Annotated in this window: 18 protein-coding genes; 7 read left to right on the top strand and 11 right to left on the bottom strand. The window is 63.4% G+C overall.

The features are described 5' to 3' along the window. Positions 1-47 precede the first annotated feature (47 nt). From KDW96_RS00240 to KDW96_RS00225, 4 genes are all read right to left on the bottom strand, one after another. Entirely contained in the window at positions 48-548 is a 501-nt protein-coding gene (locus tag KDW96_RS00240; protein ID WP_255838392.1) for a universal stress protein, read from the bottom strand. Positions 549-659: 111 nt separating this feature from the next. Further along, positions 660-1565 carry a 5'-nucleotidase gene (locus tag KDW96_RS00235; protein WP_255838391.1) on the bottom strand — a complete coding sequence of 302 codons (906 nt, stop codon included), beginning with the start codon at positions 1563-1565 and terminating at the stop codon, positions 660-662. 2 nt (positions 1566-1567) lie between these two features. Further along, the gene (locus tag KDW96_RS00230; protein ID WP_255838390.1) at positions 1568-2536 is read right to left on the bottom strand and encodes a putative 2-dehydropantoate 2-reductase; all 969 of its coding nucleotides are present in this window, start codon (positions 2534-2536) and stop codon (positions 1568-1570) included. Beyond that, positions 2533-2919 carry a thioredoxin family protein gene (locus KDW96_RS00225; protein ID WP_255838389.1) on the bottom strand — a complete coding sequence of 129 codons (387 nt, stop codon included), beginning with the start codon at positions 2917-2919 and terminating at the stop codon, positions 2533-2535. Before KDW96_RS00225 ends, KDW96_RS00230 begins: the two co-directional genes overlap by 4 nt. Between KDW96_RS00225 and KDW96_RS00220 the strand changes: the two genes are divergently transcribed. Further along, a complete protein-coding gene (locus KDW96_RS00220) occupies positions 2918-3337 on the top strand; it encodes a PilZ domain-containing protein (RefSeq protein WP_255838388.1) in 420 nt (139 codons plus the stop codon). The two genes, KDW96_RS00225 and KDW96_RS00220, sit on opposite strands and share 2 nt — an antisense overlap. A 171-nt stretch (positions 3338-3508) precedes the next feature. Beyond that, positions 3509-4585 carry a 3-deoxy-7-phosphoheptulonate synthase gene (locus tag KDW96_RS00215; protein ID WP_255838387.1) on the top strand — a complete coding sequence of 359 codons (1077 nt, stop codon included), beginning with the start codon at positions 3509-3511 and terminating at the stop codon, positions 4583-4585. Positions 4586-4640: 55 nt separating this feature from the next. Here KDW96_RS00215 and KDW96_RS00210 read toward each other — a convergent pair whose 3' ends face one another. Beyond that, the gene (locus KDW96_RS00210) at positions 4641-4922 is read right to left on the bottom strand and encodes a GNAT family N-acetyltransferase (protein ID WP_255838386.1); all 282 of its coding nucleotides are present in this window, start codon (positions 4920-4922) and stop codon (positions 4641-4643) included. Positions 4923-4941: 19 nt separating this feature from the next. After that, the gene (locus tag KDW96_RS00205) at positions 4942-6234 is read right to left on the bottom strand and encodes an aq_1923 C-terminal domain (RefSeq protein WP_370295256.1); all 1293 of its coding nucleotides are present in this window, start codon (positions 6232-6234) and stop codon (positions 4942-4944) included. Positions 6235-6777: 543 nt separating this feature from the next. Here KDW96_RS00205 and oprI point away from each other — a divergent pair. Further along, a complete protein-coding gene (gene oprI, locus KDW96_RS00200) occupies positions 6778-7029 on the top strand; it encodes an outer membrane lipoprotei OprI (protein ID WP_003239826.1) in 252 nt (83 codons plus the stop codon). Between the two features lie 58 nt (positions 7030-7087). Here oprI and KDW96_RS00195 read toward each other — a convergent pair whose 3' ends face one another. The 4 genes from KDW96_RS00195 to KDW96_RS00180 form a co-directional block, all read right to left on the bottom strand. Then, a complete protein-coding gene (locus KDW96_RS00195) occupies positions 7088-8050 on the bottom strand; it encodes an IS1595 family transposase (RefSeq protein ID WP_255837515.1) in 963 nt (320 codons plus the stop codon). Between the two features lie 163 nt (positions 8051-8213). Beyond that, positions 8214-9170, bottom strand: coding sequence for a L,D-transpeptidase family protein (locus tag KDW96_RS00190; protein ID WP_255838385.1), 957 nt, complete (start codon positions 9168-9170; stop codon positions 8214-8216). Between the two features lie 75 nt (positions 9171-9245). Beyond that, entirely contained in the window at positions 9246-9527 is a 282-nt protein-coding gene (locus tag KDW96_RS00185; RefSeq protein ID WP_255838384.1) for a hypothetical protein, read from the bottom strand. Between the two features lie 58 nt (positions 9528-9585). Further along, positions 9586-10191 (bottom strand): arylesterase, encoded by a 606-nt coding sequence (locus tag KDW96_RS00180; RefSeq protein WP_255838383.1) that lies wholly within the window; start codon positions 10189-10191, stop codon positions 9586-9588. Between the two features lie 10 nt (positions 10192-10201). Here KDW96_RS00180 and KDW96_RS00175 point away from each other — a divergent pair, with 10 nt between their 5' ends. From KDW96_RS00175 to greB, 3 genes are read left to right on the top strand one after another with little or no spacing between them, the layout of a single operon-like run. Beyond that, positions 10202-10885 (top strand): ABC transporter ATP-binding protein, encoded by a 684-nt coding sequence (locus KDW96_RS00175; RefSeq protein WP_255838382.1) that lies wholly within the window; start codon positions 10202-10204, stop codon positions 10883-10885. Beyond that, positions 10885-13389 carry an ABC transporter permease gene (locus KDW96_RS00170; RefSeq protein ID WP_255838381.1) on the top strand — a complete coding sequence of 835 codons (2505 nt, stop codon included), beginning with the start codon at positions 10885-10887 and terminating at the stop codon, positions 13387-13389. The genes KDW96_RS00175 and KDW96_RS00170 overlap by 1 nt, the downstream gene beginning before the upstream one ends. 33 nt (positions 13390-13422) lie before the next feature. Then, a complete protein-coding gene (gene greB / locus KDW96_RS00165) occupies positions 13423-13920 on the top strand; it encodes a transcription elongation factor GreB (protein WP_255838380.1) in 498 nt (165 codons plus the stop codon). Between the two features lie 11 nt (positions 13921-13931). Here greB and KDW96_RS00160 read toward each other — a convergent pair whose 3' ends face one another. Then, entirely contained in the window at positions 13932-14240 is a 309-nt protein-coding gene (locus KDW96_RS00160; protein ID WP_255838379.1) for a class I SAM-dependent methyltransferase, read from the bottom strand. Positions 14241-14463: 223 nt separating this feature from the next. Here KDW96_RS00160 and thpR point away from each other — a divergent pair, with 223 nt between their 5' ends. Then, a complete protein-coding gene (thpR, locus tag KDW96_RS00155) occupies positions 14464-14988 on the top strand; it encodes an RNA 2',3'-cyclic phosphodiesterase (protein WP_255838378.1) in 525 nt (174 codons plus the stop codon). The last annotated feature ends 47 nt before the right edge of the window (positions 14989-15035 follow it).

The raw sequence follows: 15035 nt of genomic DNA, 5'->3' as shown, positions 1-15035 counted from the left end.
TCATTAAAACTAGACTATTTATTTTTAACTGCTGCCGATTGGTCGATTCAAGTTTCACCCCGGCCGCGGTGCTGCAGCATCGGCACCAGATAGACCGGCACTTCCGACAACTGCACCAGGCGCGCCGCCGTGCGTCCCAGCGGTATTTCCAGCTCGGTGCCATGGCTGTGGCTGCCCACGACCAGCAGGTCCACCGCGAGCTTCTGCGCCTCTTCGAGAATAATCAGCGGTGGGTCACCCTGTACCACTCGCACACCCCGAATCACGTCGAGCTCATGCTGGGCCTCATCCAGTTCGTCGCGAAAGCCCTCCAGCACCCGCTCCTCGATGCTCGCCATCACCGTGCTCAGCCCCTTGTTGCGCAGTTCCTTGAGCCGCTCCTCGTCCAGATAGGTCTGCAGGACCGATTCGGCGAACAACCCCAGCGGTTCGACGGCGTGCACGACATAAAGACCGGCATTGAAGGCGCGCGTCAACGCCAGTGCGTGCTGGAGAACATAAGGGGCGTAAAGGCCTAGATCGGTGGCGTAAAGAATCGAACGAATCATGCGGCCTCCTCGACTGCCTGCGCGGCGGGCCTTTTCTGAGCTTAGCAGCGCGCCCCGCAAGTCAACTAAAGCGCGGCCATTTAGGACGAATGGCTATATGCGCAGGGGCGACTAGGGCTGCAGCTCGTTGCTCACGCCATGGGGCACATGACCGGTGGCCACCACTTCGCGGGCCTTTTCGCAGTGCCCGACCTGATCGTCGAAGAACACGTCGGCGGCGAAGGTCTCGAGAATCGCCGCCTTCTCCAGACCGCCGAGGAAGTACGACTCATCCAGGCGAATGTTCCACTCGCGCAAGGTGCGAATCACCCGTTCATGGGCCGGCGCCGAGCGCGCGGTGACCAACGCCGTGCGGATCGGGCAGGCCTCCTCGGGAAACTCTTGTTGCAGGCGGTGCAGAGCCGCGAGAAAGGGCTTGAACGGCCCACCGCCCAGCAGCTCACGGGCGGCGTCACGCTCATGGCTCTGGAAGGCCTCCAGCCCACCCTGTTGGTAGACCCGCTCGGACTCGTCGGAAAACAGCACGGCATCACCATCGAAGGCAATCCGCAGTTCATTGCTCGCCGCCCGACGCGCCCCGCCGGCGAGGATGGTCGCCGCACCGAACCCCGAGCGCAGCGCGTTGCGCACGTCTTGTGCGTGGGTGGACAGAAACAGATGACAGCCAAACGCCGCCAGATAGGGGTCGGGACTGCGCCCGCCGACAAACGCCGCGCGGGAGATGCCCAGGTCGTAGTGCTGAATCGAGTTGAACGCCCGCAGGCCGGTGTCGGCGCTGTTGCGTGAGACCAGTATCACCTCCACCCGGGGCTGGCCCAGGGTCAGATTCAACCCGAGCAGCTTTTCGACCAAGGGAAACGCGTCGCCAGGCAGGAGAATCTCATCCTCATGTTCGATCTGGTACTGGCGATAGGCTTCTACGCCCTGACTCTCGTACACCAGATGACTCTCGCGCAGGTCAAACAGCGCGCTCGAGGAAATTGCCAGCACCAGCTTGTCGCCCATTCCCTTGCCCATGGTCACCTCACGTTCTGATGGTTGGCCCGGTCGAGGAAGCACAGGGCCTGATACAGGGCCCGCACTCGCGGCATGTCGATACCGGCCTGTTCGGCGGCCGCCAGTGGCACTGCGTAGATCGCCTGCAGCTCCAGCGCCCGATGCTGAACGAAATCGTGATACATGCTAGGCCAGTAGTCGGGCATGCGATCGGTCGCGGCCAGCAGCTTCTCTGGGTAGCCATCCGGCAGCTGCTGGCCGCAGGCCTGCGCCGCAACGGCCACTTCCCGCATGAGCGCTTGGATCAGCGCGCGACTGTCGGCATTGGCCATCAGGGCCCCGGTGTCGGCGTTGAGCAGGACAGACAGGCCGTTATAGGGCACATTCCACACCAGCTTCTGCCATCGGCCTTGCTGCAGATCCGCCAGCGCCGTGGACTCCAGCTGCGCCGCCTTGAACAGGGCGGCGCCCTCCTCGACTATCCGCTGACGCTGCGCCTCATCAAGGGCGGGCCCCGAGTGATAGCCCAGGTTCACCGCCCCCAGCGCCTGATGCTTGATCACGCCGGGCGCGGAACGGTGCGTACAGATGAAACACAATCCACCGAGCAGGTGCAGCGACTCGGGCAACAACGGTCGCAGCGCTTCCTCCACCCCCAGGCCATTCTGCAGCAATACCACCTTGGCGCCGTCTGCCGCGGCCTGGCTGATGACGGGCGCCAGCGCCGCGTTGCTGGTGGTCTTCGTGCCGACCAGCAACCAGTCGCAGCGCGGCATGTCTGCCGCTGAACGGTAGGCCTGCACCTGCTGCAGGTGCAGCGCTCCGTGCACCGCGCTGTCCAGCTGCAGGCCGTGCTCCACCACCGTGGCGTATTCGCTGCGCAGCAGGAAATGCACGTCGAAACCGGCTCGGGCCAACATCAAGCCGTAGAAACCACCAATGGCGCCGGTGCCGATAATGCCGATACGCGGATTCTGATTGGCTGTCTTCAAGGAAGCTCCTCCGCGGGGCGGCACAAGGCCACAGTTAAGGCTTCACGCAGTTCGTCGGCACGTAGACGACAACGCACCGCGCCGTAAAATTGACCGTCGCGCACGATGAACAGCGCGGGCAGGTGAAACACTTCATAGCGTGCCACCAGTCCGGCATTATCGCCGGCGTCTACCCAGGCCAGGCGTGCCACCGGCAAGCGCAACAGCGGCAACTCCCGACGCGCCCAACGGCAGCTGGCACAACCTGTGCTGGTAAAAACAAGCAAGGAGGTGCCGGGTAGATCGAGCAGGCGACGATCCGCATCTAAATCTGTCAGATGCAGTTCCTTCACTATACTCAGGTTAACGATGTCAAATTGATGGCATTGGGGGTCGGTAGTCATGCGTCGCTTCTTGCGTCATCCCAGTGATATGCCAGTGGAGCTGGTGCTCCGCAAACAAGATTTCATGCCCAGACAGCGATTGAACAATATCAGTCTCGGCGGCGTGGCATGCAACTCCAGCCGTGGTTTTCGCCGCGGCACCGCAGTTGAACTGCGGATTCCGTTGCTCGGCGAGCAGGCGCGATATGCGGGCGTGGTCGCCTGGTGCCATAAGCTGGAAGACGACTACCTCGTCGGCATCGCCTTTACCGACGAGGACACCCTGTTTCGCGCACGCATGGTCGAACAAGTCTGTCAGATCGAGCACTATCGCCGACAGCGCGAGCGGGAAGTGGGCCATCAACTGCAGATAGAAAATGTCGCGCAGGAATGGATCGCCCAGCACGCCGCCGAATTCTCCGATGCCGGCCTGACTTGACGCTCGACACCCCCGCGGGCCGACTAACGGCCTTCGCCCCATTGTCTCGCCAGCCCTTAACGCGCTAAGGTTCAGGTTCCCCGCTGTGCCCATATTGCTGTGCTCCGCCACACGGGGATCGCTGGCGGCCGGCACCCGTGACCTGACGACCCTGACCTGATGAAAAGCACGATGGCTGATTTACCGATCGACGATCTGAACGTTGCCTCCAACGAGACCCTGATCACCCCTGCGCAGCTCAAGCGCGAAATCCCCCTGACCGACTCCGCCTTGAAGACCGTCGCGACGGGCCGCCAGGTGATTCGCGACATTCTCGATGGCAAGGACCATCGCCTGTTCGTGGTGGTGGGGCCCTGCTCGATCCACGACATCAAGGCCGCCCATGAGTATGCCGAACGCCTCAAGGTGCTCGCCGCTGAAGTGTCGGACAGCCTGTACTTGGTGATGCGCGTCTATTTCGAGAAACCGCGAACCACAGTCGGCTGGAAAGGCCTGATCAACGATCCATACCTGGACGACTCCTTCAAGATCCAGGACGGCCTGCACATTGGTCGTCAGCTGCTGCGCGACTTGGCCGAAATGGGCCTGCCGACGGCAACCGAGGCGTTGGATCCGATTTCACCGCAATATCTGCAGGACCTGATCAGCTGGTCGGCCATTGGGGCGCGCACCACCGAATCCCAGACCCATCGCGAAATGGCCTCCGGCCTGTCCTCTGCCGTGGGCTTCAAGAACGGCACCGATGGCGGCCTGACGGTGGCGATCAACGCCCTGCAGTCGGTCTCCAGCCCGCATCGCTTCCTGGGCATCAACCAGGAAGGCGGCGTATCCATTGTCACCACCAAGGGCAACGCCTACGGCCACGTGGTCCTGCGCGGCGGCAACGGCAAGCCGAACTACGACTCGGTCAGTGTTGCCGTGTGTGAGCAGGAACTGACCAAAGCCGGAATCCGCCCGAACATCATGGTCGACTGCAGCCACGCCAACTCCAACAAGGATCCGGCGCTGCAGCCGCTGGTCATGGACAACGTCGCCAACCAGATTCTCGAGGGCAACCAGTCGATCGTCGGCCTGATGGTGGAAAGCCACTTGGGCTGGGGTAATCAGTCGATTCCCAAGGATCTCGCTCAGCTCAAGTACGGTGTGTCCATCACCGATGCCTGCATCGACTGGGACAGCACGGAGAAAACCCTGCGCGGCATGCACGCCAAGCTCAAGGAAGTGCTGCCCAACCGGCAACGCGGTTGATCACGCACAAAAAAGCCGGGCATGCCCCGGCTTTTTTGTGTCTGCAAGCAGAGGGTCAGGTCTTTTCGACGAGGCGTTGACGGCGCTCGATATAGCGCTCGACATAGGAGCACGAGGGAATCACCGTATAGCCAATTCGCTCGGCATATTGCAGGGCATGCTCGGTCAGTGCGGCGGCAATTCCCTGGCCGCGCAGCGAGTTCGGCACAAAGGTGCGGTAGATGTCCAAGGTCTGCTTGCCCAGGTCCATGTAGGCCAGGTAAGCACGATCGCCATCCACGGTGGTCTCGAACTGGTGACCCCGCTGGTCATGGTGAATGGACAACGCCTTGCTCATTGCGACTCCTCTCATGAATCTAGAACTGCACCCGGACCTTATCGATTTTTTCCAGGCGAAGCGACATCTGTGCCGTGCCGTTGCCCGCCTGCAGGCGGAGATAGGCCTTGTTGTTGGCGACGCGCGTCAGGATACCCTGATAATACATGCCATCGTAGGTGACGAAACGCAAACGCTTACCAACATGATCAGCCAAGCTGGATACGCTGACAAAGCCGGTGCGCGCCCCTGCCGCCACTGAACCGACCCTTTCCTCGACTTCGCCCGCCTCGACAGCGCGCGCCGGGCGTGAAGTCGGATCGACCCAGGAAAAGCCCAAAGGCTGCACAGCCTGTCGATTGACCAGCACCACGGGCCGCAGCATCGCCAGTACATCCTTGGGGTCGAAGAACTGCAAGCCACCCCAGGCCATGCCCTCAGTCGGCTCCAGCTCTACACGCAGGGTCTGTGGATCCTCCAGGTAGTCCGCATAAGCATCCACAAGCGGCTTGTCCAAGGCAATGCGCTGGCTGCGCAGGACCTTCTCGAATTGTTCGACCGCAACCTTCAGATAGGCCTCGCGCTCCAAGCCCAGCTTGGCGGCGCAGTAGTCCTGCACCTTGCGCTGGTATTGGTTGTCGTTGATCTCAACGCTGACCCGTTGCACCCGTGGCGGGTTGACCCGCAGATCGCCCGGGTTATCCGGCATATTCATGACCGACAGGGCCACGCGCAGTTCGCCCATATCGCGCGTGTCGGAGGTCAGGCTGAAGCTGAGCGTCTTCGCGCCGGGCTGGAACCAGTAGGAAAACTGGCCATCGGTCTCGAAAGTGCGATAGCCCATGTCCAGCAACTCGTCTGCACCAATGGTGCGGATCTTTCCGCACGCCACCTCGCCCATCGCCGTGAACAGGCTACGCTCGGCCGGCGCCGAATAGAGCTGACGCATGAATGGGCCGTGGACGTTCAGGCTCAAGCCCTCGAGGTTGACCGCCATCTGCTCGGGAAACTTGCCCTCGGCCAGGCGCTCCTTGAAACGCAGCAGTTCTCCGAGTCCCTCGAATTTCAGTTCGGCATGATCCACCTGCAGGCTGTCGCCCATGGCCGGAACGCGGATTACCACGTCGCTGAGGCCAACCCGACCATCGAAGGAAGAGGTGATGCCGCCGTAGCGAATATCCATGATGGGCGACAACTGCCGTGCAGCATCGTCCATGACCGAACGCACCGACAACCACAGTGACAGCTTGATCAACACCGCGATCGCCAGCACCGCCAGCACGCCCCACTTAATCAACTTCGACATAAACGCTTCCTTGGCTGGAGAAGGCAATTCCTAGATGCAAGTGAAGGGAGCTTATCAGGCAACCCCTGGATCGGCCATGTTGAATCAAGGGCTTAGCGCGCCCGGACGGGCGGGAGTAACGTGCAACGAGTACGCTTGGTAGCCGTTAGCCTCGATAACGCCCAGGGGAAGCTTCAGCAGCGCCTGTTTTGACCCAGCCCATCGCTCGCTGGAGAATCGAAGGGAGATCGATGGCCCCTTCAATCCCCTGCCCTGGATCTTCCCCACTTCCATCTCGTTTCGCTGCTCACTGGGTCCGTGATGCTTGGCTTCTGCTGGGTCACGGACAAGTTTGTTGGCGTCTGTCACACAATCTTAAGTAGTGCAAACCTTGCCACCCCTGCGTTGCTTGTATGTTTTTTATACAAAGCAGCACAACTTGTAGGTGCTTGCCGCAATGTGGAGAAAAAAACATGCTGCGCCAGCCTTCACTCCGTTTACTTGCGTCAAGTTATGGGTAGTATGTACGCCGGCTAATTTCCTACCGTTTGGAAATTGCTTTTATGGAAAACTCCACCCTAGGGGATCACGATGAACAACGTTCTGAAATTCTCTGCTCTGGCCCTGGCCGCTGTTCTGGCTACCGGTTGCAGCAGCATGTCCAAAGAAACTGAAGCGCGCCTGACTGCTACCGAAGACGCAGCCGCTCGCGCTCAAGCCCGTGCCGATGAAGCCTACCGCAAGGCTGATGAGGCTCTGGCCGCTGCTCAGAAGGCTCAGCAGACCGCTGACGAAGCCAATGAGCGCGCTCTGCGCATGCTGGAAAAAGCCAGCCGCAAGTAATAGCCCGCAACGGCTGTTAGAAGAGCCGACCCAGTTTCTGGGTCGGCTTTTTTATTGGCTATGTACCAATAGCGTGTTGCAGGGTTCTGCCTACCGCCTCCTGAATGCAGTGAGCCGGCCGAATATTCCGCTGATAGCGCTCTAGCATGCGGCGCCAGCCCAGGTAATTCGGGAGGTAGCGGGTGGCCACGCCGTGAAAGCGGGTCATCCAGCTCTTCAAGCGGCTGTGGTAGGCGTTGACGTTCTGAATATGGAAAGCGCCTTGGCGCACTCGCTGGCCGGGGCGGGCATGCACGACCTGATGGGTGATGCCCTGTGCCCGGGCAAAGCTGGCATAGACTGCCGCCCCGTCACTGCAGAGCACGGCCTCCCGGTCGATCAGCGGCATCAACGCCTCTCGCACATGATTGGCATCGAGCTTGGCCAACTTGAAGTCAGCGGTGTGGCCCTCCCGGTCGCGCACCACCATCACCGGGATCTGGTCTTTACCCGTGCCGCGGGTCACGCTCACCCCACCTCGTTTACGGGGCGGCCGAGGCAACTGCCTCTGGCCCTTGAAGGACTCCAGAAAGAACGTCTCATCCACTTCGACAATCCCTGCCTCATGCGTGGCGTGATGCTCAGCCGCTGCAGCCAGGAAGCGGTGCCTCCAGAGGAAAGCGGTGTTTTTGCTGATGCCGCATGCCTGGGCCGCCTTGCGCACGCTAAGCCCGTCAATCAGTGCCTGGGCGTAGTCTTTCCAGCGTTCGGGGTAGTGCAGGCGGGCAAGGCCTGTTGCTGAGCGCGCGGTGCAAGTCCGTCGACAACTACGGCAACGATAGCGGCGCAGACTGCGCGACCAACCCCAGGGCGCAAGCTGATTCGCATTGGTCTGGCAATGCGGGCAACGCTGCAGCGCCGGCAGGCAATCGAGCACTTCTGTCGCCGGCGGGTTCCGCAGTGCCTGATGAAGCGTAGATTTCTGATGGGCGCTGAGTTGGCTCAGTTGAGCCAGCCAGTGGTGAAAGGCTTGAGTATCCATAATCGGCAGACCTCCTGATTGGAACTCTGCCGTTTAGATTAGTACTCGCAACACATCGTTGGTACATAGCCTTTTTATTGCCTTGCAAATAGCGTGACTGCCAACGGCAATAAAAAACCCGCCGATGCTGGCGCATGGCGGGTTTTTTATCGGTAGCGCTCAATCAGAACGCAGTTTCTGCCTTGCTGAGCATTTCAGCATCGGGCTCGGCGATCTCCACCGGCAGGCCATCTTCGGCCGCCACCACCTCGCGCACCACTTCCCAATCCAGGCGCAGCTCACCCAGCTCTTCGCGCTTGAGCAGTGCGTTGATGACTGCGGTGTGCTTGTCGACGACCGAAGGCGCGCCGGTGTCCTCCAGCGGCGCGTGCGCCTCGAGGTAGACCTTGCCGTTGCTGCGGCCGAACTTATAAGGCTCATTGAGAATACGGACCGGCGTGCCGACCGGGACCATCTCAGCGAGTTGCAGCACGTTCTGGTTGAGCATGCGGAAGCAACCGTGGCTGACGCGCATACCAATACCGAACTTCTTGTTGGTGCCGTGGATCAGGTAACCCGGTACCGACAGGGTCATCTTGTAAGGCCCGAGCGGATTGTTGGGGCCCGGCGGTACGTAGGACGGCAACGGGTCGCCATCGGCGGCATGCTCTTCGAGGATCGACTTGGGCGGAGTCCAGCCCGGATTCGGGGTCTTGGCCGTGATCCGGGTTTCGGCCACCGGCGAGCTCCAGCCTTCGCGACCGATCCCCAGCGGGTAGGTATGCACCACATTCTGCCCTTTCGGGAAGTAATACATGCGGTATTCGGCGAGGTTGATCACGATCCCCTCGCGTGGCCCCGGCGGCAGGATGAACCGAGTCGGCAGGATGACCTCGGTGCCCTCGCCCGGCAACCAGGCATCCACCCCTGGGTTGGCGGCGATCATCTCCAGGTAGCCGAGGTCGTTGGCCACGCCCAGGTCGGCAAAAGTATCCTCGTATTTGGCCTTGACCACCTGTACCTGACCGACGATGTCCTCACCGGCTGGCGGCAGGGGCAGTTCCAGGGCAATGGCAGAGCCCGCGGCGAACAGCGCGGCGAGCGGCAGGCAACGAGCGACGGCAGGTACGCGCGACAACATCCGGTAATCCTTGGCAAGAATGGCTGACAAATGCAATAGGCGATTGTACACCGCCGGCGGACGCTCCGGGAGCCCTCAGCGCGTCGACCAGTCGGGTCTGATACCACGGCGCTGGGCTTCGAAGGCCGTGCGACACCCCGGGCACAGGCGCGCGTCGCGCAGCATCGGCTTATCCAGGCCGCGCCAGCGTGGCCGCGCCGGCAGCAGGCCGCCGCACAGCGTGCGATCGGCGTATTCGCCCAGCTCCAGCTGTCGCGCGACCAGATGCAGGCGCACTTCCCGGCAGGCAAACAGGTCCAGCTGCTCATCCGGCTCGATCAGTTGGTAGGCATGCAAAGACCAGGCGGGACGCGGCATCGGGGGCTCCAGGGCGGGGGCGCCACATTAGCCGAAAGGCCGAGTGCAGAAAAGCCCGTCAGAGCAGTGGCTGCAGCAGCGGCCAGAGATTATCCAGAAGGCGCGGTTGGGCGCCCGCAGTGGGGTGGATGCCGTCACTCTGCATCATGCCCGGCACACCGCCGACCCCCTCGAGAAAGAATGGCAGCAGCGCGACCCGTTTCTCTTCGGCCAGACGGGTGAACACCCCGGCGAACGCCAGGGTGTAACGCGCGCCGTAGTTTGGCGGCAGGCGCATGCCTACCAGCAGCACGCGGGCACCGCTGGCACGGGCCAGATCGATCATGCCCGCAAGATTCTGTTGCAATTGCGCCAGGGGTTGCCCGCGCAAGCCATCGTTGCCCCCCAGCTCCACTATCACCAGGCTCGGCCGGTGCTCGGCAAGCAGCGCAGGCAGGCGTGCGACGCCTCCCGCACTGGTATCGCCACTGATCGAAGCATTCACCACCTGATGCGGGTAGCCCTGCTCGGAAAGGCGCTGCTGCAGCAGCGCGACCCAGCCCTGGCGGGTATCCAGGCCGAAAGCCGCGCTGATACTATCGCCAACGACCAGCACGGTCTCGGCCACGGCGGTCTGCACCGATAGCAGCAGAGCGAAAACGGCAACAACCAACCCTCTACGCATCGGACTCTCCATGAATTCATCCATTCTTACCGCGCGGAACCTTAGCAAAGTGGTTTCCAGCACGGAAGGCGAGTTGACCATACTCCACGGCCTGTCCCTCGAACTGAATGCGGGTGACAGCCTGGCCATAGTCGGCCGTTCCGGATCGGGTAAATCCACCCTGCTCGGCCTGCTCGCCGGCCTCGACCTGCCCAGTGCCGGAAAGGTCACCCTGGCCGGCAATGATCTTGGGCAGCTCGATGAGGATCAGCGCGCCCGGGTGCGCGCCGAGCACGTCGGTTTCGTCTTCCAGTCGTTCCAGCTGCTCGACAGCCTGAACGCCCTGGAGAACGTGATGCTGCCGCTTGAACTCGAAGGACAGCGCGACGCCCGCGGCCGCGCCCAGGCCCTGCTCGAGCGGGTCGGCCTCGGCCAGCGCCTGACTCATTACCCACGCCAGCTGTCCGGCGGCGAGCAGCAGCGCGTGGCCATCGCCCGCGCCTTCGTCGCCGAGCCGGCGGTACTGTTCGCCGACGAGCCGACCGGCAACCTCGACAGCCACACCGGCGAGCGCATCAGTGATCTGCTGTTCGAACTCAATCAGGAGCGCGGCGCGACCCTGGTGCTGGTCACCCACGATGAACGCCTGGCCCACCGCTGCCAGCGCCTGATCCACCTGGAAGGCGGCCACCTGGTCGACCACGTGGCGCCCTGATGAAGGGCCTGCCGTTCCACCGGCTGCTGGCGCTGGCCACCCGACAGCTGCTGCGCGATGCCCGCGCCGGCGAGCTGCGCGTGCTGTTCTTCGCCTTGCTGGTGGCGGTCACGGCCAGTACCGCAATCGGCTATTTCAGTGCGCGCCTGAATGACGGCATGCAGCGCCGCGCCAGTGAGTTTCTCGGTGCCGACCTGCTGCTGACCGGCACCTCGCCCGCCGCGCCCGCGCAGATCGAGCAAGGCAAGCAACTCGGACTGGACCACGCGCGGCTGGTGGAATTCTCCAGCGTGATCGCCGGCGATGAGGCCATCCAGCTGGTCAGTGTCAAGGCGGTCGACAGCCACTATCCGCTGCGCGGACAACTCAAGAGCGCCAGCGCGCCCTATGGGGCAGAGCGACCCGGCACCGGCCCGCGTCCCGGAGAGGTCTGGGCAGAGGCGCGGGTATTGGCCACCCTGGATGTGCAGGTCGGCGACCGCATCGAACTCGGATCTACCAGCCTGCGCTTGAGTCGCGTGCTGACCTACCTGCCGGACGAGGCCGGTGATTTCTACAGCCTGACGCCCCATGTGTTGATGCACCTCGACGACCTGGCAGCCACCGAAGTGGTGCAACCGGGAAGCCGGGTCCGCTACCGCGAACAGTGGCGCGGCGCCCCCGAAGCCTTGAAGGCTTACAGACAGGCTGTCGAGCCAAATCTAGCGGCCAACCAGCGCCTCGAGGATGCCCGCGACGGCAGTCGCCAGGTCGGGGGTGCACTGAATCGTGCCGAGCGCTACCTGAATCTGGCCAGTCTGGCCGCTGTGCTGCTGGCCGGCGTTGCGGTGGCGCTGTCGGCGGCACGCTTCGCCGCCCGACGTTTCGACGCCAGCGCCTTGCTGCGCTGCCTGGGCCTGTCACGCCGCCAGGCACTGAGCCTGTTCAGCCTGCAACTGGCGATGCTGGGCCTGACCGCCAGCCTAAGCGGCGCCTTACTGGGATGGCTGGGCCAGCACGGCCTGTTCTTCCTCCTGCAGGGCTTGCTCCCCGCCGATCTGCCACCCGGCGGCCCGGGCCCCGCCTTGGCGGGGATGGCCACGGGCCTGGTGGCCCTGGCCGGCTTCGCACTGCCGCCGCTGGCCGCACTCGGCCGGGTACCACCGTTGCGAGTACTGCGGCGCGACCTGCTGCCGGTGCCGCTCAGCGCCTGGCTGGTGTACGGCGCCGCACTGCTGGCCCTGGGGCTGATCATGTGGCGCCTGAGCCTGGACCTGAAATTGACCCTGGCCCTGCTCGGCGGCGGGCTGCTGGCGACCCTGCTGCTCGGCGCCTTGCTGTTGTCCGGCCTGCGCGGCCTGCGCCGGCTGCTGGCCCGCGCTGCGCTGCCCTGGCGTCTGGGGCTCGGCCAGTTGCTGCGACACCCCCTGGCTGCGGCCGGACAATCGCTGGCATTCGGCCTGATCATTCTGGCCATGGCGTTGATCGCCCTGCTGCGCGGCGAGCTGCTCGACACCTGGCAGGAACAGCTGCCTGCCCAGGCGCCCAACCATTTCGCCTTGAACGTGCTGCCGGCGGAGCAGGACGCTTTCTCCGCCCGGCTCACCCAGCTATCGCCACACCCTGTAACGCTCTACCCGGTGGTGCCCGGACGCCTGGTGATGATCAATGGTGAGCCGGTGCGACAGATCGTCAGCAAGGAAAGTCAGGGCGAGCGCGCCATTCAGCGCGACCTCAGCCTGACCTGGGCCAGCGAGCTTCCTGCTGACAATCAGCTACTTGCCGGTCGTTGGTGGAGTCCGGGGGATGACGGTGACCTGCCAGGAGTTTCCGTAGAATCAAAGCTGGCGGAAAGCCTGCAGCTCAGGCTCGGCGACCGCCTGAGCTTCAGTGTCGGCGGCCTCAATCGCGACGCCCAGGTCAGCAGCCTGCGGGAGGTCGACTGGAACAACTTCCGGCCCAACTTCTACATGATCTTCGAGCCGGGCACCCTGCAGGATCTGCCGGTCACCTACCTGACGAGCTTCTACCTGCCGCCCCGCCAGGAGCGCGAGCTGGTTGAGCTGGCGCGTGCCTTCCCCGCCGTCACCCTGCTGCAGGTGGACGCCCTGCTCAAGCAGCTGCGCAGTATCGTCGCCCAGGTCACCCTGGCCATCGAGTATGTGCTGCTGTTCGTCCTCGCCGCCGGGCTCGCCGTATTGTTCGCCGGTCTGCAGGCGACGCTGGATGAGCGCATCCGTCAGGGCGCCCTGCTGCGCGCCCTGGGTGCCGAACGGCGCCTGCTGATCAGCGCACGGCGCACGGAGTTCGCCCTGCTCGGCGCGGCCAGCGGTCTGCTGGCCGCGCTGGGCTGCGAGCTGATCAGCTTCCTGCTTTATCGATTCGCCTTCGACCTCAGCTGGCAGCCACACCCCTGGCTGCTGGTCCTGCCGTTGATCGGCGCCCTGTTGGTGGGAGGGGCGGGCATCATCGGCACGCGCCGGGCCTTGAATGTCAGCCCGCTGACGGTGTTGCGCGAGGGCTGATAAGATCGCGGTTTTCTTTCGCATAGTAGGCCCATGAGTCGTTACCGCCCGCCCCGCTCCGCCGGCACGCCACTGATCACTCCCGAGGGCGAAGCACGCCTGCGTGCCGAGTTGCATGAGCTCTGGCACGTGCGTCGTCCCCAGGTCACCCAGTCGGTCAGCGAGGCAGCCGCCCAGGGCGATCGTTCGGAGAATGCCGAATACACCTACGGCAAGAAGATGCTGCGCGAGATCGACAGCCGGGTGCGCTTTCTCACCAAGCGCCTGGAAAGCCTCAAGGTGGTCAGCGCTCGTCCAAGCGATCCCGACAAAGTCTACTTCGGTGCCTGGGTCACCCTCGAGGACGAAGATGGCCAAGAGGCGCGCTACCGCATCGTCGGGCCGGACGAGCTCGACCTGAAGCTGAACCTGATCAGCATCGACTCGCCGCTGGCCCGTGCCCTGGTCGGCAAACCCCTGGATGCCGAGGTGCGAGTGCAGACGCCCACCGGCGAGAAGACCTGGTACGTGGTGGCGATCGACTACCCCTGAACCTGAGCGGCCTAGCGGCGGGTGATCAGGCCTTGGCGGGCGACCCGGGTCAGCTCGCGCACGGTATCCTCCAGCTGCGCCGCGCTCGGCGCCTGGATCACCGCCAGATCGAAACTGTTGCTGGCGAATCGATTCAGGGTTTCCCCATCGTGAGTGAACTGAATCAGGAAGGTCGGCGAGCCGCCCCAGCGCTTGGGCCAGCCGTCGAGATAGCGCAATAGCGTCGGCTGATGGCTGCCGCCAAGCAGTATCTTGGCGTTGCGCAGGGTCAGGCCCGTGGTAATCGGGGCCAGTCGAATCAGCGGTTGGGGACAGGTCATGCTCGCGTCTCCGCCTCGGAAATCCCGCTGGGCAGCGGTGGGAGGCGACACCGAACCAGCGCTTTAGCGGTATTTCGAGGGCTTCGCAGCAATCCTCTAAGAGCCCTGCCTTAGGCAGTGACCCGGCGCCCCGCAAGTAGCTGTTTAAATCGGCGCATGAGTCGGCATCCTAGAGAAGGCTGCGCGATACTGTCAACAGACACGTTGCAACCGAAGCCATGCCATGAAGAACGATACCTTGCGCCTGTTCTTTGCTCTGCCCTGCCCGCCCCAATTGGCCGAGCAGATCGTCTCTTGGCATGACTCGCTGCAACTGAAGGGGCGCCCGGTGATCCCGGCCAATCTGCATATGACCCTGGCCTTCCTCGGCCAGCAGCCGAGCAGTCGCCTGGCCGATCTGCGCACCCTGGCCGCGACCGTGCAGGGCGCGGCCTTCGAGCTGCGCCTGGACCGTCTGGTACGCCGCCGCAACGGTCTGCTTTACCTGGCGCCGAGCCAGCCCCCGGCCGCCCTCCTGGAACTGGTCGAGCGGTTGGGCGAGGCGCTGCTTGCCGGCGGTTTCAGGCTGGAGGAACGTTCTTTTCTCGCCCACCTGACCCTGATGCGGAGCTGCAGTGGACAGCCTCCACCCGACTGCCCAACTTTCGATTGGCCGGTGAGTCACTTCGCCCTGCTGGCCTCCGAAACCGGCCCCCAGGGCAGCGTCTACCACCAGCTTCAGCAGTGGCCATTGTTGCGAATCGACTGAACGCGGCGTTTCGCCCCGTAACAAGACCACCCCCTGGAGGCAAAGTC

This window comes from Pseudomonas benzenivorans (genome assembly GCF_024397895.1).
Taxonomy (GTDB): Bacteria; Pseudomonadota; Gammaproteobacteria; order Pseudomonadales; family Pseudomonadaceae; genus Aquipseudomonas; species Aquipseudomonas benzenivorans_A.
This window is presented reverse-complemented; position numbering and strand designations above follow the sequence as displayed.